The 20,761-nt window shown below is 71.5% G+C and carries 15 protein-coding genes and 1 pseudogene; 12 read left to right on the top strand and 4 right to left on the bottom strand.

Translation table 11 applies throughout. The features are described from left to right. Window positions 1-6: 6 nt before the first annotated feature. The 4 genes from OG534_RS16215 to OG534_RS16230 form a co-directional block, all read right to left on the bottom strand. Window positions 7-1,281: a hypothetical protein gene (locus OG534_RS16215; RefSeq protein ID WP_326588768.1), complete on the bottom strand. Its 1,275-nt coding sequence runs from the start codon at window positions 1,279-1,281 to the stop codon at window positions 7-9. A gap of 63 nt (window positions 1,282-1,344) precedes the next feature. Further along, on the bottom strand, window positions 1,345-1,860 hold the full coding sequence (locus OG534_RS16220) for a SigE family RNA polymerase sigma factor (protein ID WP_326588769.1): 516 nt from the start codon (window positions 1,858-1,860) through the stop codon (window positions 1,345-1,347). A 55-nt stretch (window positions 1,861-1,915) separates the two neighbouring features. Further along, window positions 1,916-2,497 (bottom strand): GNAT family N-acetyltransferase, encoded by a 582-nt coding sequence (locus OG534_RS16225; RefSeq protein WP_326588770.1) that lies wholly within the window; start codon window positions 2,495-2,497, stop codon window positions 1,916-1,918. Between the two features lie 82 nt (window positions 2,498-2,579). Continuing rightward, window positions 2,580-3,836: a serine hydrolase domain-containing protein gene (locus OG534_RS16230; protein WP_326588771.1), complete on the bottom strand. Its 1,257-nt coding sequence runs from the start codon at window positions 3,834-3,836 to the stop codon at window positions 2,580-2,582. A 156-nt stretch (window positions 3,837-3,992) separates the two neighbouring features. Between OG534_RS16230 and OG534_RS16235 the strand changes: the two genes are divergently transcribed. From OG534_RS16235 to OG534_RS16290, 12 genes and pseudogenes are all read left to right on the top strand, one after another. Further along, window positions 3,993-5,564 (top strand): outer membrane protein assembly factor BamB family protein, encoded by a 1,572-nt coding sequence (locus OG534_RS16235; protein ID WP_326588772.1) that lies wholly within the window; start codon window positions 3,993-3,995, stop codon window positions 5,562-5,564. Between the two features lie 82 nt (window positions 5,565-5,646). Continuing rightward, a complete protein-coding gene (locus OG534_RS16240) occupies window positions 5,647-6,549 on the top strand; it encodes a hypothetical protein (protein WP_326588773.1) in 903 nt (300 codons plus the stop codon). Window positions 6,550-6,699: 150 nt separating this feature from the next. Further along, window positions 6,700-6,987: pseudogene (locus OG534_RS16245) on the top strand (hypothetical protein); the annotation flags it as partial. 264 nt (window positions 6,988-7,251) lie between these two features. Further along, window positions 7,252-8,607 (top strand): type VII secretion integral membrane protein EccD, encoded by a 1,356-nt coding sequence (eccD, locus tag OG534_RS16250; protein ID WP_326588774.1) that lies wholly within the window; start codon window positions 7,252-7,254, stop codon window positions 8,605-8,607. Window positions 8,608-8,667: 60 nt separating this feature from the next. After that, a complete protein-coding gene (locus OG534_RS16255; RefSeq protein ID WP_326588775.1) occupies window positions 8,668-9,921 on the top strand; it encodes a MinD/ParA family ATP-binding protein in 1,254 nt (417 codons plus the stop codon). Between the two features lie 85 nt (window positions 9,922-10,006). After that, complete coding sequence (gene eccCa / locus OG534_RS16260; protein WP_326588776.1) at window positions 10,007-13,981, top strand: type VII secretion protein EccCa; 3,975 nt, start codon at window positions 10,007-10,009, stop codon at window positions 13,979-13,981. Between the two features lie 84 nt (window positions 13,982-14,065). Beyond that, on the top strand, window positions 14,066-15,484 hold the full coding sequence (locus OG534_RS16265; protein ID WP_326588777.1) for a DUF6177 family protein: 1,419 nt from the start codon (window positions 14,066-14,068) through the stop codon (window positions 15,482-15,484). Window positions 15,485-15,601: 117 nt separating this feature from the next. Continuing rightward, window positions 15,602-15,934, top strand: coding sequence for a hypothetical protein (locus tag OG534_RS16270; protein WP_326588271.1), 333 nt, complete (start codon window positions 15,602-15,604; stop codon window positions 15,932-15,934). A gap of 63 nt (window positions 15,935-15,997) precedes the next feature. After that, window positions 15,998-16,312: a pore-forming ESAT-6 family protein gene (locus OG534_RS16275; RefSeq protein ID WP_326588270.1), complete on the top strand. Its 315-nt coding sequence runs from the start codon at window positions 15,998-16,000 to the stop codon at window positions 16,310-16,312. A 64-nt stretch (window positions 16,313-16,376) separates the two neighbouring features. After that, window positions 16,377-16,826, top strand: a complete 450-nt coding sequence (locus tag OG534_RS16280) for a DUF6507 family protein (RefSeq protein ID WP_326588778.1) — start codon at window positions 16,377-16,379, stop codon at window positions 16,824-16,826. Then, entirely contained in the window at window positions 16,823-19,717 is a 2,895-nt protein-coding gene (locus tag OG534_RS16285) for a hypothetical protein (protein WP_326588779.1), read from the top strand. Before OG534_RS16280 ends, OG534_RS16285 begins: the two co-directional genes overlap by 4 nt. Then, the gene (locus tag OG534_RS16290; protein WP_326588780.1) at window positions 19,714-20,574 is read left to right on the top strand and encodes an immunity 49 family protein; all 861 of its coding nucleotides are present in this window, start codon (window positions 19,714-19,716) and stop codon (window positions 20,572-20,574) included. The genes OG534_RS16285 and OG534_RS16290 overlap by 4 nt, the downstream gene beginning before the upstream one ends. Window positions 20,575-20,761 lie beyond the last annotated feature (187 nt).

Consider the following 20,761-nt stretch of genomic DNA (forward strand, 5'->3'; position numbering starts at 1 on the left):
CTCGCGCTAGTTGCGCGTCCGGTTCCAGGCCGGGGCGAGCGCGAGCTCCTTCAGCTGGTCCAGCGTCAGCGCGGGCGCCTCGCGGGTGGGCGCTCCGCTCTGGTTGGCGGTGTTGTAGGCGGAGATCGCCACGCGCAGCCCGTCCTTGCGCAGGGTGTCCACGGTCCACTCGACGACGCCCTTGCCCTTCTCCGCGGGCCCCTGCGAGACCTTCACCATGGTGCCGTCGGGCTGCGAGGTGACACCGGCGCCCAGGAAGCGGGAGGTGGTCTCGCCCTTGCTCACGTTGATCTGGACCAGGGACATGCCCTTGCCGTCGTCGAGCACGAGGTAGCCGTACCCGTTCTCCCCGCCCTTGGAGGCGACCGGAACCTTGATCCCGAGCCCGGTCATCAGCTGTTCCAGGGCCTGCGCGGCCGGCCGGTCCCGCAGCGCGAGCGCCGACTCCGCCGAGTCCGTCCGGGGCGGCTCCTGCTCGGCCGCCGGCAGGTCGCCCAGCGCCGCGTGCCACACGGCCGAGGTGACCAGGGTCTTCAACTGCGCGGTGCTGAGCGGCGGGTTGGGCCGCGAGACGGGGGCGTCCTTCTCGGCGGGGGCGTTCCACTCGGACACGTCGACCACGAAGCCCTGCGGGGTCACGAGCACGGCCCGCCAGACCTTCGTGTCCACCCGGCGGTCGGGGTACTCGTACCCCTTCTGGAGCAGCAGCCTGGAGCCGTCCGCCAGCTTCTCGGTCCGGCAGTCGTCGTACCCCTGCAGGAGCTTGTCCCCGCACTCGGTCCTCGCACGGGCGTGGCTGCCGCCCGGGTCCACCCGCTGGAGGCTGAGGCTGACGGCCGCCTTGCCCTTCCCGTCGTCGTACACGCCGGAGACCATCGGGACCTGGTCTTCCGTGCCCCGCGCCTCGAGCTTGGTCCACTGCCCGTCGGGCAGGAGCCCCTCCAGCTGGGCGATCATCTGCGCGCCGGTGACCGCGCCGGTGCCGGCCCGCGGATCCTTCTCGCTCCCGTCCGTCCCGTCCGAGCCGCCCGGCGGGGTCGGCGGCGCCGCGACGGTGACCGCGTTCGCGCCGCCGGGTCCGCCGAGGAGACCGCCGGAATAGGCGCCCACCGTCGCGATCAGGGCCAGGGTCAGCACGGATCCGCCGACCACGGCGGCCCGCCGGCGCGCCACCATCCGTCGGCCGCGCCGCTCTCCGGCGTCCACGAGGGCGGGCCGGTCGGCGGTGAAACCGTTCCCCGCACGCCGGAGGGCTTCACCGAGGTCGTCTTCAAAGGGCATGGGGAACCAGACCTTCCGATTCAAGGGTGGGATGAGGCGAGGGATCCGGACGGACCGGCGGTCTCAGAGCTCCGCGAAGGCGGCGAGGCTGCCGCCGAGCTGCTCACGCAGCCGGGCGAGCGCCCGCGAGGTCCGGGTACGGACCGCCGCGGAGCTGACGTTCATGGCGTCGGCGGTCTCCTCGACGCTGCGGTCCTCCCAGTAGCGCAGCACCAGGACCGCCCGGTCCTTGGGCGCCAGCCGTCCCAGCGCCTCCAGCAGCGTCAGCCGCAGCGCCGGGTCCGCGCCGCCGGCCGCCGCCGCACCCGCGTCGGGGAACTCCCCGACCGGCCGCTCCCCCGCCGACCGGCGGCGCTGGTGCGTGAGGAAGGCCCGTACCAGCACCGTCTGCGCGTACGCCGCCGGATTGTCGATACGGGAGATCCGCCCCCAGAGCAGGTACATCCGGCCCAGGGTCTCCTGCACCAGGTCCTCCGCGAGGTGGGTGTCCCCGCTCGCCAGCAGACAGGCCGACCGGTACAGATGACCCGACCGGCCTTCCGCGAACTCGCGGAACCCGTCTCTGCGACCCTGCCGCATGTACTCCCCCTCGCGTCCGTCTCACCCCACTGACGCGACGGCGGGCGGGAATGTTTCATTCCTGGCCGGGAGTTCCTCGACCCAGGTCGTGGAAGTACACGTGGAACTCCTCGCGGACGAAGCCCTCCGCCTCGTACAGCCCCTGCGCGACGGTGTTGTCGTACGCGGTCTCCAGCTGCACGCCCGACACTCCGGCCTCGCGGGCCCGGCGCAGCACTTCGCGCAGCAGCGCCCGGCCGGCGCCGGTGCGGCGGCCGGACGGGGCGACGTACAGGTCGTTGAGGACCCAGGCGGGCCGCAGGGAGAGCGAGGAGAAGCCGCGGTAGACCTGCGCGAAGCCGACCGTGCCGAGCTCCGGGACGTCGCCGAGCAGGACGAGGGACTCGTCCTTCGCGATGCGCTCCGCCAGGAAGGCCCGCGGGGCGTCGGGGTCTTGGACGTCCACCTCGTAGAAGTCGAGGTATCCGCGGAACAGCGCGGCCGCCGTCTCGACGTCCGCCTCCCCGGCCGCGCGGACCACGACCGCGCCGACGCCCACGCCCGTGCCGGCGCCGGCGCCCGTGCCGGTGTCCGCGGAGTCGCCCGCGGGGTCGCCCGCCGCGGACGGGATGTCCTGCTGTGCTGCCTGACCGTTCATGTGCGTCTCCCTCAGGGGTGTCCGGCGCGCCGGTGACCATTGTGCGCGGAGGAAGAGGAGCGGCCGGTCCGCAGGGGCGTGCTCACTGTCCGGGCTGGGCGGGGAGCGAGAAGACGTGCCCGGGGGACACGATCTCGGTGATCGCCTTGCCGAAGAGGGTGCTGGGCTCGTTGCCCTGGTAGGCGATGTCGGTGTTGAGCAGCACGACCATCGTGGCCTGCGGCTCCGGCAGGTAGACGGTCAGCGACCCGTAGCCCGGCAGGGAGCCGTTGTGCCCGATCCAGCCCTGGACGTTGAAGATGCCCAGCCCGTAGCCCGCGCCCGGGAGGGCCGGGACCACCTTCAGCCGCTCGGCCTGGGTGGCGGGGGTCAGCAGGGTGCCGGTGGCAAGGGTCCTGGCCCAGGACCGCAGGTCGGAGAGGTCGGAGATCATCGCTCCGGCCGCCCAGCCCCAGGAGGGGTTCCAGTCGGTGGCGTCCTCGGTCTTCCCGGAGGCCGTCTGGTTCGTGTACCCGTGGGCGTGCGGACTCGGGAACTCCGCGCCGACGGGGAACAGCGTGTGCTCCAGTCCGGCCGGTTTGACGACTTCCCGGGCGATGTAGTCGGCGAGGGGGTCTCCGCTGACCTTCTCGACCACCAGCCCGAGCAGGATCAGGTTGGTGTTGCAGTAGGAGAATTCCGCGCCCGGCTCGAACAGCACCGGGTGCTTGAAGGAGTACGCGAGCAGCTCCTGCGGGGTGAAGGACCGGTACGGATCGCTCGTCAGCGCCTTGAAGAACCCTTCGTCGGCGGAGTAGTTGAACAGACCGCTCCGCATCCCGGCCAGCTCGCGCAAGGTGATCCGGTCGCCGTTCGGCACGCCCTCGACGTACTTTCCGATCGGGTCGTCCAGCCCGATCCTCCCCTCGTCCACCAGCCGGAGCAGCGCGGTCACGGTGAAGGTCTTCGTCACGCTGCCGATCCGCATGTTCAGGTTCGGGGCCATCGGCGCGCCCGTGGCCTTGTCGGCGATCCCGAAGGACCGTACGTACGCGCCCTTGCCGGGCGCCGAGACGGACACGATCACCCCGGGCACCTTCGCCTCGGCCATCACCTCGCGCACGGCTTCGTCCAACTGCCGCGCCACGGCGGGCGTCAGCTGCGCGAACTCCCCGGAGGCGGGGGTCGGGGCCGGAACGGGCGCGGGAACGGGTGCCGGAACGGGGACGGTCACGCCCGGTGCGGGCTGCGCGGGCGGTGCGGGCGCCGGCCCGTCCCCCGCGTACCCCGCGCCCACGGGCCCCAGGACCAGGCCCACGGCGAGCATCGCCGCGGCCGCGCCGCGCCCACGTGTCGTCATGCCCGGCCTCCTCACCCGCCGAGACGGGGACCACCACATTCCAACGTAACCCCGCCCGTTCGGCCGGGCGACCGGGGCCCGGAGGGGGTGAGGGAGGTGACGAAGTAGTCTAAAAATCTATTCTAGAAAGACCGCTTTTCGGGCGACACTCTCCCCATGACCGGTCGTACATCCGGCGCACCGCCGGAACCCGATGAGCAGTGGCCCGGCGCCGCGCCCACGCCCCCACGGGTACCGCCCGGCTTCGGACCGCCGCCCGCGGCGTTCGATCCGCAACCCGGCGGCCGCCCCGGGCGCCGGCCGTCCGTGGTCGTCGCGGCGCTGGTGGCCGTCCTGCTCGTCATCGGCGGCGGCGTGTACCTCACGGTCGGCGACGGCCTCGGCACGTTCACGCGGGACGGCGGGACAGCGGCCGGACCCTCCGGTTCCCCCTCGGTCGACCAGGGCGACGGCAAGGGCCCCGGCGGGGGAGCCGACACCTACGACCCCAACGCCGGCATCAGGCCGGGTGAGTCCCGGGTCTGGCTGCGCGACAACCAGACCGAGGTCGCCGGCTCGGGAACCTCGCAGTACGGCCCGTGGCGGGTGGGCGACGTGGTGGTCAAGGCGATCGCCAACGAGTTCACCGCCTACGCGGTGGCCGACGGCCAGGAGAAGTGGAAGCTCCCGCTGCCGACCGCGATGTGCGGGGTTCCGCCGGCCCCGTCCGCGAACGGCAAGCTGGTCGTGGGCGTGAAGGAGAGCGCCTCGGAGAAGGCGCGCTGCACCGGTCTCCAGCTGATCGACCTGACCACCGGCAAGGCGGGGTGGAAGGCGGCGGTGACGCCGGAGAACCAGTACGACACCGCGCTGGAGTTCGAGATGGCGATCGCCGGTGACACCGTGGCCGTCGCACGGTCGGCCGTCATGAGCGGCTTCTCGGTCACCGACGGCAGGAAGCTCTTCGGGACCTGGAACGCGAACGGCTGCTACCCGAGCGCGTTCGCCGGGGGGTCCCGGCTGGTCGTCATCCGCCACTGCCCCGACCCGAACGACGCCCGCGCGTCCGGCCGGCCGATGGTCCAGGAGCTGGATCCGGCCACGGGCAGCCCCAAGTGGAGCCACAAGTACGACCCGGACTGGACCGTCGGCAGGATGCTCTCCATGGATCCGCTGGTGATCGCCGCGCACCACAAGGACAAGAAGACCTGGAACGTCACGGCGTTCGCCGCCGACGGCAAGGTGCGCTCGCAGCACGCCCCCGGCTTCGCGGTCAGCGGCCGGTGCAACGGCTTCGGCAACGCGAGCGGCTTCCAGGAGTGCTACGCCGCCGCGGCCGACGCCGACACCCTCTACATCGGCGCGGGCAAGCCCGGCACCAGCCTCGGCATCGAGGACACCAACCAGGTCGTCGCGGTGGACCTGAACACGGGCAAGGAGCGGTGGCGCACCGCCGAGCAGCCCAAGGGCCGCACGATGTGGCCGCTGGCGGTCGAGGGCGGCAGGGTGGTCGTGTACGTCACCCCCGGCAGCGGCGAGGCGGGGGCGGTGGTCTCCCTCGCACCGGCCGACGGCGCCTCGCAGCCCGTTCTGCACAGCCCGGCCGCCTCCGCCGGCGCCGAGGGCGTCTTCTACACGCACAACGTCCGCATCGCGTGGGCGGGCGGACGGCTGTTCCTGCTCAACGGCAGGGTCTACAGCCCGGATCCCAGGAAGGCGAGCCGCGCGGTCCTGTCCTTCGGCAAGTAGCCGGGCGGGACGGGCCGGCCGGCGCGTACGCACACGGTCGAGCAGGGCAGTCGAGCAGGGCAGTCGAGCGAGGAGGGGCACGGTGGACGACCCGTACAACCCGTACCGGCAACCGATGGACGGCACTTCGGGGCAGCAGCGGCCGCAGCCCTTCTCGTCCTTCTCCTCCTTCCCGTCGTATCCGGCGTCCACGCCCCCGCCCCCGTCACCGCCGCCGCCCGCGCCCGGGACCGACGGTGGGAGAAGGCGGAGGAAGAGGACCGTCGTCATCGCCGTCTGCGCAGTGGCCGCCGTGGTGGCCGGCGCCGCCGTCACCGCCGCCGTGCTCGTCGGCCGCGCCGACGAGGACCGTACGCCGGCGGCCGCGGCGGACCCGGCGAAGCCGCTCGTCGCGGGCTGGAAGACCGTCATCAACCCCAAGCACGGCACGGCGTTCGACGTCCCGCCGCAGTGGGAGGTCCTCTCACCCGACGTCTTCAGCGGGCACACCGACCGCAAGGACCCCGACAAGGTCCTGATCGGGCACACGGCACCCGCCCTCTACAAGTCCAAGTGGTGCAGCATCGACGCAAACGGCGACGGCCAGGTCACGGACGTCCGGCTCGGCAACACCGGCACCAAGGGGGCCTCCGGCGCCAAGGACACCGCCGAGATCGCCGAGAAGAGCGCGCCCACCTGGGTCTACGCCGCCTACACCCAGCCGGACAAGAGCGTCGTCACGTGGGACAAGCCCAAGGAGTTCACGACGAAGTCCGGAGTCCGGGGCAGTTACGTCAAGGCCCGCTCCAAGGGGGCCGCGCAGCCCAACCGGTGCGCCGGTGACGGGCAGGCGGTCGTCTTCGGCTTCAAGAACTCCCGGGGCGACCTGGTCGCATGGGACTTCTACGGCCGCACGGGCGTGCCCGGCGCCGTCGACGACGCCCTCGTCATGCGCATCATGAGCACCGTCCGCCTCGCGGGCGACCCCAAGGAGCCCAGCCCCTGACGTCACCCTCCTGGGTGTGCTCAAGGCATGTCCATGCTCTATGTTGCAGAGGCAAAACACGGGGAACTTCGAAAGCCGCACACGCGCACAACCGCGCTCCGGAGCGGTTGTCGGCGCTTGACGAGCCGAGACCGAGGCGACGGACGACGGATGACACGGGACTACGACAGCCAGCTTCTGGAGTCGGTGGCGGTACGCCGCCGCAGGACGCGGGACGCGCTGCTGTTCGGCGTGCAGCGGGCGAGGCGCACGGCGGACGAGCGGCTCGGGAAACTCTTCGCGGGCATCGCCATCGCGGCCGTCCTGTGCGCGGGTTGCGTCGGATGGTCCTTCATCCAGCACACCCTCGCGAAGCAGAAGGCCGAACAGCAGAAGCAGCGGCAGGGCTCGGTGCAGCAGTTCGGGCAGCCGTCGCCACCCGCGAAGTCTCCGCAGCCGACGCAGCCTTCGCAGACGTCCACGTCCACGTCCGGGTCGCCCAAGCCGGCCAAGTCGCCCCAGCCCGCGCGGTCGCAACCGTCGCAACCGTCGCAGGCACCGCAGTCGTCACTGTCTCCGCAGTCGTGATCGTCGTGACTGTCACGGCTGTCGTGGAGACGGAAGCAGAAGTGGTGCGGATCCGTCAGAGTCCACCGTCCGGCGGCGAAGCCATGTCTCCTCGGCCCCGAAAGGTCGCCATCCCGCGATGATAGGTTCCCGTAAGTGGTGAGCACAGCAACGACTTCCCGGGCGCAACTGAGCCGGGTGACCCTGGTCGGCGAGCGGCGCCGGGCCGACATCGTCCTACCCTCCGACACTCCGATCGGGCAGTTGCTCCCCGACATCCTGCATCTGCTCGACGACCGGGCCGCATCGCGCCCGATGACCCGTCAGCTGATCACGTCGGACGGCTCCGTGGTGCCGCACGACAGCACGCTCGCGGCGGCCGGCATAGCCGACGGCGCCGTCCTGCGGCTCGTCAGGACCCACTCCGCGCCGCCCGCCCCCGTGGTCCACGACGTCACCGACCTGGTGGCCGACGACCTCGACCTCCAGGCCTGGCGCTGGCGTCCCGCCGCCCGGCGGGGCAGCGCGGGAGTGGCGACCGTGGCCTTCATGGTGACCGCCGCACTGCTCGCCCGCCGCGAGTTCGCACTCGACGCCCTCGCCGGCGCCCTCACGGTCGTCACGCTCGTCCTGATGGCCGTCGGCGCGCTGGTCGCCCGGATCGGGCAGGGCAACCGCGGTCTGGCGACCGCCCTCCTGCTCGCCTCCGGCGGGCTGGGGGTCCTCACCGCGTGGACCGCCGCGGACGCCCACGACTGGTCGGGCATCGTGCGGCTCGCCGCCGTCTCGGGCTCGGTCGTCCTGACGCAGGTGCTGCTCGGCTACTTCTCGCCGCTCGGCCGCGGCGGGCTCATCGGCGCCGCCGCCACCACCCTGATCACCGTCCTGTGGCTGGCCGTTGCCGCCGTCCAGGACGATCCGGCGCGGCTTGGCGCGGTCATGGCCGTCTTCTCCGTGGTGCTGCTCGGCATGCTGCCGCGGCTCGCCCTGATGGCCTCGGGGCTCACCGCGCTCGACGACCGCCGCTCGGGCGGTGCCTCCGTCAGCCGCCACGAGGTCGGCAACGCCCTCGCGGCCACGCACCGCGGGCTCGCCCTCGCGACGATCGCCACCGCGGTCTCGGCGGCGGCCGCCGGCTGGCTGCTGACGCTCGCCGGGAAGCCCAGTGTGTGGACGGTGACGCTGCCGGTGCTCGTCGCCGTGGTGCTGCTGTCGAGGGCCCGGGCCTTCCCGCTGGTCGCCGAGGTCGTGGCGCTGTCCACCGCCGCGGCACTGCTCGCCGTACGCCTGGTGATGCTGTGGACCGAGCACGACGGTGGAGCCGGACCGCTCGCCGTCCTGGGCGTGGCGGCGCTGCTGCCGCTGGTCGTCCTCGCGGTCCAGCCGCCGGAGCACGTCCAGGTCCGGCTGCGGCGCACCGCCGACCTCATCGAATCGATCGGCATGGTGGGACTCTTCCCGCTCGCCGTCGGGGTGTTCGGCATGTACGGGCAGCTGCTCAACAAGTTCTGAGTCAACGCGCGGCCGCTCCGGGCGGGGCAGCAGGTCGGTAGAAGAGGGGCAGGGGCAGACATGCCGAACGGAGACAACTGGCAGGGCGACGTCCTGCGCGACCTGAGGTCCGGCGCCACGCCACCACCCCAGGCCCCGGCCGGGTCCCCTGGCGCGGCTCCCGCCGGCGCCCAGCAGCCGCCCCAGGGGCCGGCCCCGGCCACCCCGCAGCCTGCGCAGGGCCCGGCCGCCGCGCAGCCCCCGCAGGTGCCCGGCGCCCAGGCCTCCGGCGGGGCGACCCCGCAGGGCGCCGGCGCCCAGGGGTTCGCGGGGCACGGCGGCCCGCAGCCCGGCCCGGGCGGCGGGTACCCGGCCCCGCAGGGTCGCGTACCGCAGTCGCCGCACGCCGGCCGGACGCCCGATTCCCTGCCCGCGGTCGACGAGAAGCTCGGCGCGGCGGTGCGCAGGCCCCGGCACGGCGAGGCCTTCGCGGCCCGCGCCACCCGCGCCGTACGCCGAATCGTTTCCTCATCCGCCGCCCGCGAGGTCGCCTCGGCCACCCGCTCGGCCGAGATGCTCCAGCAGCCGGTGACCACCGGCCGCCAGATCGCCGTCACCTCCATCCGAGGCGGCGCCGGCAAGTCCACGGTCGCCGCCCTGCTCGGCACCACGTACGCCCACTACCGCCAGGACCCCGTCCTGTTCGTCGAGGCCGACCCGGCGCTCGGCTCGCTGCCGATCCGCCTCGGCGCCGAGTCCCTGCGCTGGACGACCGGCGACGTCGCGGACATCGTCCAGCCCCAGATGTCGCTGCTCGACGTCACCGGCTACCTCGTCCAGCTCCGCGACAACGCCTGGCTGCTGCCCGGCAGCCAGGGCCGGATCGGCGCGATGCTCGACACCCGGTCCTACGAGCGGGCCATGGTCGCGCTCCGCCGCTACTTCGGCGTGACCGTCGTCGACTGCGAGACGCTTCCCGCCGAAGTCGCCCGTGTGGCGCTCTCCGCCTCCCAGGCCCGCGTCCTGGCCACCCCCGCGACCCTGGACGGCGTCGCGAGCACCCACGCGGTCCTCCAGTGGATGCGGGGCCTGCCCCCGCACGTGATCGCCGGCACGGTCGTCGTGCTCACCGAGCAGGCCCCGCACTCGGGGATCGACCTCTCCAAGGCGGTCCGCGCCCTGGAGGCCACCGGGACGCCCGTCCACGTCCTGCCGTACGACCGCCACCTGGCGGCCGGCGGCCCCATCCGTACCGAACTGCTCGCCCACTCGACCAGGAAGACCGCGGCCCGGCTGGCGGCGGAGGTCTTCCAGCTCTCCCAGAAACGCCACTGACCGAGATGCCGAGCCCGACCGTGACGAGCCCGACCGTGACGAGCCCGCGCGTGACGCCCCCGCGCCCGATTGGCGAACGACGACGATGAGCACCCGACTGATCCACCGCCCGGCCAGGACCGTCCGGCCCCCGGCCGCATCCGCCGCACGCACCATCGAGGCCCCGCCCAACCTCCCCGAGGGGAAGGCGGGCAACATCGCGATGTCGCTGCTGCCCGTGGCCGGCGTCATGTCGTCCGTCGTGATGATGACGGTCGTCCGCAACAGCCAGTTCGCCGCGCTCGGCGCGCTGATCCTCGTCGTCACCATCGTCGGCTCCGTGGCGCTCGTCTTCTCCCAGCGCGGCAAGGCCCAGCGCACCCGCCGTACCCAGCGCGAGGCCTACCTCGCCTACCTGGAGGACCTGCGCGAGGAGCTCGCCGGCGAGGAGCGCGAGCGCGGGGAGCACGCCGACGTGCTCAATCCGCCGCCGCACGCCCTGTACGACATCGTCCGCGACCCGGCCCGGCTGTGGGAGCGCCGCCGGGTCGACGGGGACTTCCTGCGCGTGCGGGTCGGCACCGGCGAGATGCCCGTACGCGATCTGCAGATCGGCCAGCAGGGCTCCACCGTCCTCACCCCGCCCGACCGCTTCATGCTCAACGAGGCCTCGGCGCTGATGGCCCGCTTCCGCAACGGCACCGAACTCCCGCTCACCGTCCCGCTCGACCGCGTCGGCAACATCAGCGTCGTCGGCGCCCGCGAGGACTGCCTGCGCGTCGCCCGCGCCCTGCTGGTCCAGGCCGCCTCCCTGCACGCCCCCGACGACGTGGCGATCGCGCTGGCCGTCCCCGGCGACCGGCTGCCCGACTGGGAATGGGCCAAGTGGATGCCGCACCTGCTCGACACCGAGCAGCTCGACGGCCCCGTCGCAGCCCGCCGGATCGCCCCCTCCGCGGCCCAGCTCGCCCGGCAGATCGGCCCCGAACTGCGCCGCCGTGCCTCGTACGCCGCCGAGGTGCGCCGCGGACTGTCCGGCCGCGACGCCCTGACCATGTCGTCCCGGCTGCTCGTCGTGACCGACGGCCACGGCGAGGACGCCGTCGACCTGCCGCGTCCCGACGACGCGGTCGGCCTGCGCGAGATGGGCGTCACCGTCCTCCACCTGCTCGAACAGCGGATCCAGGAGCCGGGGCACGTCGGCGTACGGATCACCGTCGACGGCGACCAGGTGCTCATCGAGGACCTGCGCGAGGAGCAGCCCATCAGCGCCCACGGCATCGTGGACGAGGTCGGCATCCCCTTCGCCGAGGGCCTGGCCCGGATGCTGGCCCCGCTGCGGCTGTCCGCCGAATCCCTCATCGACGCCCCGCTGTCCGGCCCCGTGGACTTCGCCGACCTGCTCGGCATCGACGACGTGGCCCGCCTCGACCTGCCGAGCCTGTGGGCCCCGCGCGGGGAGCGCGCCTTCCTGCGCGTGCCCATCGGCATCAGCGACTCGCGCGAGCCGGTGCTGCTGGACCTGAAGGAATCCTCCGAGCTGGGCATGGGCCCGCACGGCCTGTGCGTCGGCGCCACCGGCTCCGGCAAGTCCGAGCTCCTGCGCACCCTCGTCCTCGCCCTGGTGGCGACGCACCCGCCGGAGGACCTCGCCCTGGTCCTCGTCGACTACAAGGGCGGTGCGACCTTCGCGCCCTTCGCGAACCTGCCGCACGTCGCCGGAGTCATCACCAACCTGGAGAACCAGGCCGGTCTCGTCGAGCGCGTCCACGCCTCGCTCGCCGGCGAGGTCAAGCGCCGCCAGCAGGTCCTCAAGGACGCGGGCAACATCGCCGACATCGGTGACTACGCCGCGCTGCGCGCCGACCGCCGGCCCGATCTGGAGCCGCTCCCGCACCTCTTCGTCGTCATCGACGAGTTCGGCGAACTCCTCACGGCCAAGCCCGACTTCATCGACCTGTTCCTGTCCATCGGCCGGATCGGCCGCTCCATCGGCGTCCACCTGCTGCTGTCCAGCCAGCGCATCGAGGGCGGCAAGCTCAAGGGCCTGGACACCTACCTCTCGTACCGCCTGGGCCTGCGCACCTTCTCCGCCGACGAGTCCCGTACGGTCCTGGACACCACGGACGCCTTCCACCTGCCGCCGCTGCCCGGCTTCGGCTACCTCAAGGTCGACACCAGCCACTACGAGCGCTTCAAGGCGAGCTACGTGTCCGGTGCCTACCGGGGCCCCGTGCAGCGTGCCCAGGACGAGGACAGCGGACCCCTCGCGCTCGAGTACGAGGCCTTCAACACCCTGTCGGAGCCGGACACCGCGGGCGCGCAGGAGCCTTCGGCCCGGCGCCGCGAGAGCGGGCCGACCGAGCTGGGCGTCGTCGTCGAGCAGCTGGAGAACGCCGCCGGGCAGGTGCGCCGCATCTGGCTGCCGCCGCTGCCCGACGCGATCCCGCTGGACGCGGTGGCCGGCCCGCTGGACGTCGGCCCGCGCGGCATGCAGCTCACCGCGCGGCGGGGCCGACTCGCGGTGCCGCTCGGCCTGCTCGACGACCCGACCCGGCAGTGGCAGGGCGAGTGGTACCTCGACCTCACCGTCGCGGGCGGCCACGCCGCCGTCATCGGCGGCCCGCAGTCCGGCAAGACCACCCTGCTGCGCACCCTCGTCCTGTCGCTCGCGCTGACCCACACCCCGCAGGAGGTCGGCGTCTACGGCCTCGACCTGGTCGGCGGCGGCCTCCAGGCCCTGTCGGGCCTGCCGCACGTCGGCGGGATCGCGGGGCGCGCCGACCGCGAGCGCGCGGCCCGTACCGTCGAAGAGGTACGGAACATGCTCGCGACCCGCGAGGACCTCTTCCGGGACCACGGCATCGACTCCGTCGAGCAGCTGCGCACCCTGCACGCGGCCGGCCGGCTGCCGCAGCTCGCCTCCGCCGAGATCGTCCTGGTCATCGACGGCTTCGGCGCGCTGCGCGACGACTTCGAGGACCTCGACGACGCCGTCGTCGACATCCTCAAGCGCGGTGGCGGCTACGGCATCCACGTCGTCGCGGGCATGCTCCGCTGGAACGACGTCCGCATCGCGACCCAGTCGAACTTCGGCACCCGCGTCGAGCTGCGCCTCAACGACCCGAGCGAGACCAGCATCGAGCGCAAGCTCGCCGAGACCCTGTCGCCCGACGAGCCCGGCCGCGTCCTCACCGACGGCAAGCTCTTCGCGCAGGTCGCGCTGCCCCGCACGGACGGGCTCGCCGACACCGCGGAACTGGGCGCCGTCCTGGAGCGCACGGCCCGTACCATCCGCGCCACGTGGAGCGGCGAGTCCGCCCAGCCGGTACGGGTACTGCCGCACCTGCTGGAGCCGCACGTGCTGCCGGGCCCGGTCGCCGAGCCCCAGCGGGTGCCGATCGGCCTCGACCAGAGCGCGCTGGCGCCCGTACTCCTCGACCTGTTCCGGCACGACCAGCACCTGCTGGTCATGGGCGACAGCGAGTGCGGCAAGACGAACCTGCTGAAGACCATCGCCGGCGGCCTCATCGAGCGCTACGGCGAGGACGAGCTGGTCTTCGCCATCATGGACCCGCGGCGCAGCCTGCGCGGCGTCGTCCCGGAGGAGTTCAACGGCGGCTACGCGTACAACACCAAGATGTGCGCCGGGCTGGCGGCGGGCATCGCCACCGAGCTGGAGCGCCGGCTGCCCGACGACAGCGCGCCCCTGGAGGACCTGGAGCCGGGCAGCTGGGGCGGCGGGCCGCGGATCGTGGTCCTCGTCGACGACTACGACGTGCTCACCACGGCCGGGCAGTCGCCGCTCGCCCCGTTCGTTCCGTACATCCCGTCGGCGGCGGACATCGGCCTGCACTTCGTCCTCACGCGCCGCGTCGCGGGCGCCTCGCGCGGGATGTACGAGCCGCTGGTGCAGGCCCTGCGCGAATCGGGGGCCTCGGCCGTCGTCATGGCGGGCGACCGCAGCGAGGGCCAGCTGTTCCCCGGCGTGTACGCCTCCCAGCAGCCGGCCGGCCGCGGCGTCCTGATCCGCAGGGGCCAGTCGAACCGCCTGATCCAGACCGTGTCCACACCTGAATAGCGCCCAAAGCGCCCTGGTGGCGCCCGGAGGGCACGCGAAGGGCGCCCCACCGAACCGACGACCTGCGAAGGACCCCACGACCACATGACCAAGGACGTCATAGCCCTCACCCCACGGATGCCCGAGCCGTGGACGGTACTCGTCGGCCTCCTCTCCGGGGGCCCGGACAAGTTGGTGAACGCGACGGGCGAGGGAGCGGTCATCCAGCTCTGCGACGAGCAGGGGCGGCCGCTGGTCTCGGTCGAGGCGCCGATGCTGGTGCAGGTCGAGGGCGAGGCCGAGCGGCTGCTCGGGGCTGCCCCGCCGCGCGTTCCGTACTGGTGGACGGAGGCCCGTGCCACCACCGGTGTCCCCGACGCCGAGCGCCTGGCCGGGACCTTCGCCGCCCGCCTCGTCTCCCTGGCCGGGGGGACGGCCTGGCCGCCGGAGGCGACGCAGTCGCTGGGCGTGGTGAAGACCGATGGGGTCGGCGTCGCGCCCACGCCGGCCGCGGCGCAGCCGGCCGTCGACGTGCTGACCGGCAGCGTCGCCGTCGTCATCATGGACCGCCCGGTCGTCGCCATGACGGCCTGGCTCTCCGACGCCTTCCGGGCCGCCGCGGCGGCCGAGCGGGGCCTGCAGGTCGTCACCCCGCCCGGGACCCTGCTGTCCCCGGCGGTCCTGGCGAACATGCCGGGCTGGCCGTCGCGGTGGATCGTGCAGGACGAGCGGGACGGCTACTACGACGGCCTCTCGGGCGCGGTACTGCGCTGGCAGGAGGGCATGTTCGCCACGGTGGTGTCCCCGGACGCCACCGAGGACGACCCGCGGACCCCGGTCGCCGCCTCGTACCAGGAAGTCGTGAACACGGGCGAACGGCAGCTGGCCCTCACCTTCCGCACCATCCACCCCGCGGACGACCGGCTGGTGCTCGGCGGGGCCCTGGAGACGGTGTGGCGCGAGCTGACCGGCGAGCCCCCGGCGGGGTGGGGAACGGCCGAGCCCGCGAACCTGCCCTGGTCGCCGGGCCGGCTGACCGACGTCGCCCACGCGCGGGCGCCCGAGCCGACGTGGTTCGTGGTGGTGGGCAGCCCCGGGCGGCCCGGTCTCGCGACGGTGCGGATCAGCCGTACGAAGGCGGGCGTGGAGGAGCACGTGACGCTGGCGCTCGGCTACGGCGCCGACGAGGAGCCGCCGCTGGAGGCCCTGCAGCGCACCGCGGAGGCACTCGTCACCCGCCACCACCTCCAGTCGATGCTCGTACAACTCCGCAAAGCGCGCCGCGACCTGCTGGTGCCGCCGCGCTTCGAGGGGCCGGGCGTGCCGCTGGCCTTCGTCCTGGGCTCGGAGGAGGTCCGCCGGATGCCGGACGACCGCGCCCGGCGCACGCCGCTGGCCGAACAGCCGGTGCGGCTGGGGCCGAAGGCCCGCCCCGCCTACTACTACCCGCTGCCGGGGGACCCGTCGGACCTGTCGGGGTGGAGCGACTTCGAGCAGCTGACGAGGCATCTGAAGGGGTCGTGAAGATGCCTGGCGGTTTGTCATGAGTGAGTCACAGCTGGGTCGTTACCGGTTGCAGTTGCGACGTGAGTTGAGCGAAAATGGGATACTGACGATCGTTCGTGAGTGCGGGGGTGTGGGATGAAGTTCGACATGGGGACGCAGGTTCTGTCGAACCTGATGTCGGGGTCGCGGGATTCGAATACGGATCTGGGGACGTTGATCAAGCAGCTGGTGGCTGCGGCGCAGCCGCTGGAGGGCAAGTTCCAGGGGCAGGGCAAGGTGGCGTTCGACTCGTTCAAGCTGCGTGCGGATGACATCGCGAAGGAGTTGAACGCTTCGCTGGCGGCGATCCTGGGTGGTCAGTCGGGGATGGAGCAGGCGTTCGGGTCGGGTGACCAGGAGCAGGGTGAGAACGCGCGGCAGCAGCAAGGGGCGGCGAACTTCGACGCGGCCCGCTTCTCGGGCCGCTGATCTTCGTCCGGGTCTTCTTCTGAGTCTTCGTTCTGGGTTTTCTTCACGGGGAGTGTGGTTGTGATGGGTACGGGTGGGACGGACCGTCGCGCGTATGACGTGGGTGCCTCGACGGAGGTGCAGGGCGGTATCAAGGCGGTGATCGGCCGGCTGGAGCAGGTGATCGCGGCGCGTGAGGGTCAGGTGTCGGCTGCGATGTCGGACTTCGCGGCGGATGGTGTGGCGGATGACTACCACGCCAAGGAGCTGCGCTGGAAGAACGCTTCGCAGGAGGTCAAGAACATCATCCGGCTGTTGAACTCGACGCTGGAGAAGAACGATGTCACGGCGCGGCAGACGCTGCAGCGGGCGAAGACCGCGGTCGACAACATCGGCTGAGCAGGATCGTTTCAGCGGGGCAGCAGGGCGGTAGGGCAGTCGGGTACACGGGGGTGGGTCGTCTATGACGTCGTGGGATATCAAGCCGCAGGGTGTGCAGGGTCATCTGAAGACGGTCGGCGGGAACGCCGGTGAGCTGGAGAAGGCGCTGAACGCTCTGCTCACGGCGATGTCGGAGGCGGCGCAGGCTGCGGGGACGGCGGTTCCGGGTTCGCAGTCGGGGATGGGTCCGCAGGGTCCGCTGGCTCCGGGTGCGGCTCCGGCTCCCGGTCAGGCTTTCCTGGCGCCGCAGAAGGCGATGGGTCCGGTTGCGGCCGCGCTGGGTGAGTATCTGACGGCGCGCAAGCCGGAGTTGAAGTCGATGGCCGAGCGGATCGAGGCGTGCATCCTCGGCGCGGTGAAGGCGACGAACGAGTACCTGGAAGGCGATCTGGAGCAGGCCAAGGCGGCTCAGGACGCGGCCAGGGCCGTGAACCTCGACGTCCTGCGTGAGAAGCCGGGGGGCAAGCAGTGAGCGGGAACGCGCCGGTCGATCCGGGGGAGGTGCCGGTCTTCACCGGGGATCTGGCGGTGCTGGACGCGCAGGTGAAGGCGATCTCGTCGGGCGGGGCGGCGGTCTCGACGGCGACGTCGGACGTCCACACCAGCTTCGGCGGGTTGCAGGCCTTCTATCAGGCGCCGGAGGCAGACCAGCTGTTCGCGACGACGAAGCCGGTCCAGGATCTGGGTCTGAAACTCAGCTCCGACATGTGCACGATCGCCGGGGCCCTGGGCACGTACTCGCGTGATGCCGCGCCGGTCATCAAGAGGCTGGAGAATCTGAAGGCGGAAGCGCAGGCGTTCCGCACGAAGACGGACAAGGACGAGAAGTGGCGTGAAGACGGCGATCTGATCGACGAGAACCTCGCCCGCCGTAACGAGATCGCCGAGGTGTGGGAGCAGTTCCACGAGGTGGAGCGGGCCGCTCACGCGAAGATCGTCGCTCTGGTCGGCGGCAAGCCGCTGCGGGTCAACGACGGTTCCAACGCCCCCGACATGTACGGCTATGACGCCGAGGCACTCAAGCAGGCCAAGTCCCTGCCGTGGGGTGACGCGGTGGAGGAGTCCATACCCGGTTGGCAGTTCTGGGAGCACGGCTGGGAGTTCACGAAGGGTTTCTTCGTCGACGGCGTGTGGGGAACCCTCAAAGGCCTCGGCGGCCTGGTCGGGCTCCAGGGCTGGGACGTGTTCAAGCAGTCCTGGGCCGGCCTCGGCAAACTGGGCACCGGCCTGGGGATCATGATGATCCCGGGCGCGGGTGCGGTGTTCATGGCACTTCCGGACGACAAACTGCCGTCCTACCTCCGGGAGTCGCGCACGGCGATGAAGGAGACGGGCAAGGCCCTCCTCGCCTGGGACCAGTGGGGCTCGAACCCGGGCCGCGCGGCGGGTGCGGTCACCTTCAACGTGGTGACCACGGTGTTCACCGGTGGCGCGGGCGGCGCGGTCTCCGGCGCGGGCAAGGCCGGCGCGGTCGCCAAGGCGCTGTCGTTCGCGGGCAAGGCCGGCCGGGCCGTTGACCCGATGACGTACATCTTCAAGGGCGCGGGCGCCGGCTTCTCCAAGATCGGCGATGTCATGGCCGGTCTGAAGGGCATGGGCAAGTTCGAGGCCCCGAGCATCAACCTGGACGGCGCGATCGCCCTACCCGACGGCGCCGTCATGCTCCCCGACGGCGCGATCCACCTCCCCTCCGGCACCGCTGTGCCCGACGGTGCAGTCAAGCTCACGGACGGCAGCATCAAACTGCCCGAGGGCACCACCACCTTCCCGACCGGCACGGTCAAGTTGCCGGACGGCACCTCGCGGTTCATGGACCTCGACGGCAACATCTACAAGGCCGACGGCTCACTCGACCAGAGCGGAAAGGCCGCCAAGCAGGAACCCTCCCCGGACACCGGCGCGGACATCCCGCGCGTCGACCCCCCGAAGGTCGACTCCCCGTCCACGGCCAGGGTCCCGGAACTCGAACTGGCCGGCGTCGCCGCCCGCGGCGGCGACAACGCCATCCGCCTCGGCTCCGACATCTCCACCCCGGTCCACGCGATGGACAACGGCACGCACGTCCCGCGCGGCGTCGACACCACCCCCACGGCCCGCGTCGGCGACCACGGCACCCCGGGCGGCCACGCCCCGGACAACATGCCCACGAACAACCTGGACAACGCCCCCCGCGGCGGCAACGGCGACGGCCCGAACGGCCACCCGGACACCCCATCGACCGCGCGCCACACAGACGGCACTGGTACAGGCAGCCACGGGGACGGCCCTGGCGCGGGCGGCGGCCGCGACTTGCCGGGCAGCTCCTCAGCCGACAACGGCATCCCCCCGGGAACTGCCGGCCTGGACGCCCTCGACGACGCCGCTCGGGCGAGTGACGAAGCAGCGGGCGGGGCAGGTTCGGCCGATGACGCGTCCACGCAGGGGAACGGGGCCGGGCGAAGCACGGACCCCAGCCAGACGCCTCCGTACAAGGACGACCCGCGCAAGTACACCGATGCTGAACGCCAGACCATCATGGAGCACCAGGTCTGGCGGGCGAACAACGAGCCCGGATACCGCCCCGCCTACTACCGCGACAATGGATACCGCCTGCGCACCATCATCGCGGACGAGTCCAGGCTGGTCCCGCCACAGCTCGTGAAGCTTCCCGATGGCAGCTTCGTTGCGAAGTCAGCCCTCGCGCCCCCGCTGAAGCCCGACTACCTCGACGCGGCACCTATCGAGCGTGCCGCCGAAAAGGCCACGCCGGAAGCGGTGGCCAAGCTCAACGACCTCGCCAAGGCGCGTCACGACGCCATCGCCAACGACAAGCCGTTCCACGACGCCCACGGCGATGCCCGGACGGACTTGAAGCGCGACCCGACCAACCCGGATCTGCAGGCTGCGCACGACAAGGCGGCGGCGGCGCACAAGGATCCGCACGCCAAGGCAACCAAGGCGAGCGAGCTGTACGGCGAGGCCATCGCGCGCGAGCACATGATTCCCGAGTCCTACCCAAATGCCACCGAGCACACGCTGCATGGCCCGAAGAACGGAAGGGATCAATTCGACCAGGTATGGCAGCAGGGCGACAGGTACATCGTCGTCGAGGCGAAGAGCCATGTCGACACCCCCATAGGCGAGCGGACCGTCAACGGCGCCCGCTATTCTCAGGGCTCCCGTACCTATTTCCTCGATATCCTGGATCAAATGGAGAAGAGGGGTCGAAACCCGAAATTCAAGAGCGATGAAACCCTTGCCGCGGCTCTCCGTACAGCGCTTGATGAAGGGCGCGTTGACTACGTAGCGGTCAGGGGACAGGACAATGCAGGGACGTACACTGGCTACACCAAGCAGAAGTTCGACATCCGGGAGATCGAGTGACCGTTACTGTTCACCGTCACGGCGCGGCAGGACCTGATGACGAGAGCTACGCGGAGCGGAGGACAGCTTCGGCGATCGAGGGTATCGAATCCCTGGAGCGTTCTCCGCGAATGATCGATGCACTATGGAATTCCGTTCGTCTCAGCGTTTCCGCTCGTTCTGCCGTGGATCCCGACGGGTCTGGCATCGACACCTGGGAAGCCGTGGTTAACGCCATGCAGGTGGGTTCCACTCTGTTCCGCGTGACGGGTTCTACGGAAGGAACCGTGGAATCCCGGATTCACCACGAGATCCGGCAACTTCCGGCAGTCGGTCCCAAGCAGTTCGCCAACGCACCGAACTGGCTCGACGCGTTCTGGTTTGCCATCATCTGCCGCGACCAGAAGCGCATGACCGAATTGTGCGAAGTGTCAGTGGATACTCTCCGCGAGTCCGGTGCGGTTCACGACGAGTACCTGTACCACTGGGTGGCGGCGCTTCAGGCGTACTGGACACGTCGGCAGGGCGACATGGTGGCGGAGTTGACGCTGGCATTTCAGCAATCCCACCCTGACACCGTGCGGATCGCCCCGCGGGACTGGCTGCAGCAGATCTCGTACCCCCCGATCAATCTCTTCTACCAGTTCGTCAAGCATGACCACGACGGGTTCAACGCCGCTCTGGCCGAAGCGCTCGAACTGCACAAGACGTACTGGAGCCAAGAGGAGCGCGACTTCGACGTCACCGGCCTGTGGGCCATCGGTCCTCTGGCCATCGCATGCTTCGCCTACGACGGTGACTTCCCCATCGACGTGGTGTCGGAGTACCTCCCTCTTCAGCTCCTGAACCGAAGCTGGATCGGCGAGTTCCCCACGTAAGGCACACATGACCAGTGACCGTTCCTGTGGTCGCGTGCGGCGTTCCGCCACTTCGTCCACGGGGACGGGGCCGGCTTCAGCCCGCTCTGGCGGAGGCCGTGAGGCTCCCCGATGACACCACGATGTCCCCGCCGGGCACGGTTGGACGCACCCCGCGGCTACCGCTATGTCATCAAGGCGACGGGGC

The sequence above is a fragment of the Streptomyces sp. NBC_01294 genome (assembly GCF_035917235.1).
Taxonomy (GTDB): Bacteria; Actinomycetota; Actinomycetes; order Streptomycetales; family Streptomycetaceae; genus Streptomyces; species Streptomyces caledonius.

Excerpts from the sequence above, each read along its gene's own strand:
- OG534_RS16215 (WP_326588768.1), bottom strand. The coding sequence starts at position 1,281 with ATGCCCTTTGAAGACGACCTCGGTGAAGCCCTCCGGCGTGCGGGGAAC.
- OG534_RS16220 (WP_326588769.1), bottom strand. The coding sequence starts at position 1,860 with ATGCGGCAGGGTCGCAGAGACGGGTTCCGCGAGTTCGCGGAAGGCCGG.
- OG534_RS16225 (WP_326588770.1), bottom strand. The coding sequence starts at position 2,497 with ATGAACGGTCAGGCAGCACAGCAGGACATCCCGTCCGCGGCGGGCGAC.
- OG534_RS16230 (WP_326588771.1), bottom strand. The coding sequence starts at position 3,836 with ATGACGACACGTGGGCGCGGCGCGGCCGCGGCGATGCTCGCCGTGGGC.
- OG534_RS16235 (WP_326588772.1), top strand. The coding sequence starts at position 3,993 with ATGACCGGTCGTACATCCGGCGCACCGCCGGAACCCGATGAGCAGTGG.
- OG534_RS16255 (WP_326588775.1), top strand. The coding sequence starts at position 8,668 with ATGCCGAACGGAGACAACTGGCAGGGCGACGTCCTGCGCGACCTGAGG.
- eccCa (WP_326588776.1), top strand. The coding sequence starts at position 10,007 with ATGAGCACCCGACTGATCCACCGCCCGGCCAGGACCGTCCGGCCCCCG.
- OG534_RS16265 (WP_326588777.1), top strand. The coding sequence starts at position 14,066 with ATGACCAAGGACGTCATAGCCCTCACCCCACGGATGCCCGAGCCGTGG.
- OG534_RS16270 (WP_326588271.1), top strand. The coding sequence starts at position 15,602 with ATGAAGTTCGACATGGGGACGCAGGTTCTGTCGAACCTGATGTCGGGG.
- OG534_RS16275 (WP_326588270.1), top strand. The coding sequence starts at position 15,998 with ATGGGTACGGGTGGGACGGACCGTCGCGCGTATGACGTGGGTGCCTCG.
- OG534_RS16280 (WP_326588778.1), top strand. The coding sequence starts at position 16,377 with ATGACGTCGTGGGATATCAAGCCGCAGGGTGTGCAGGGTCATCTGAAG.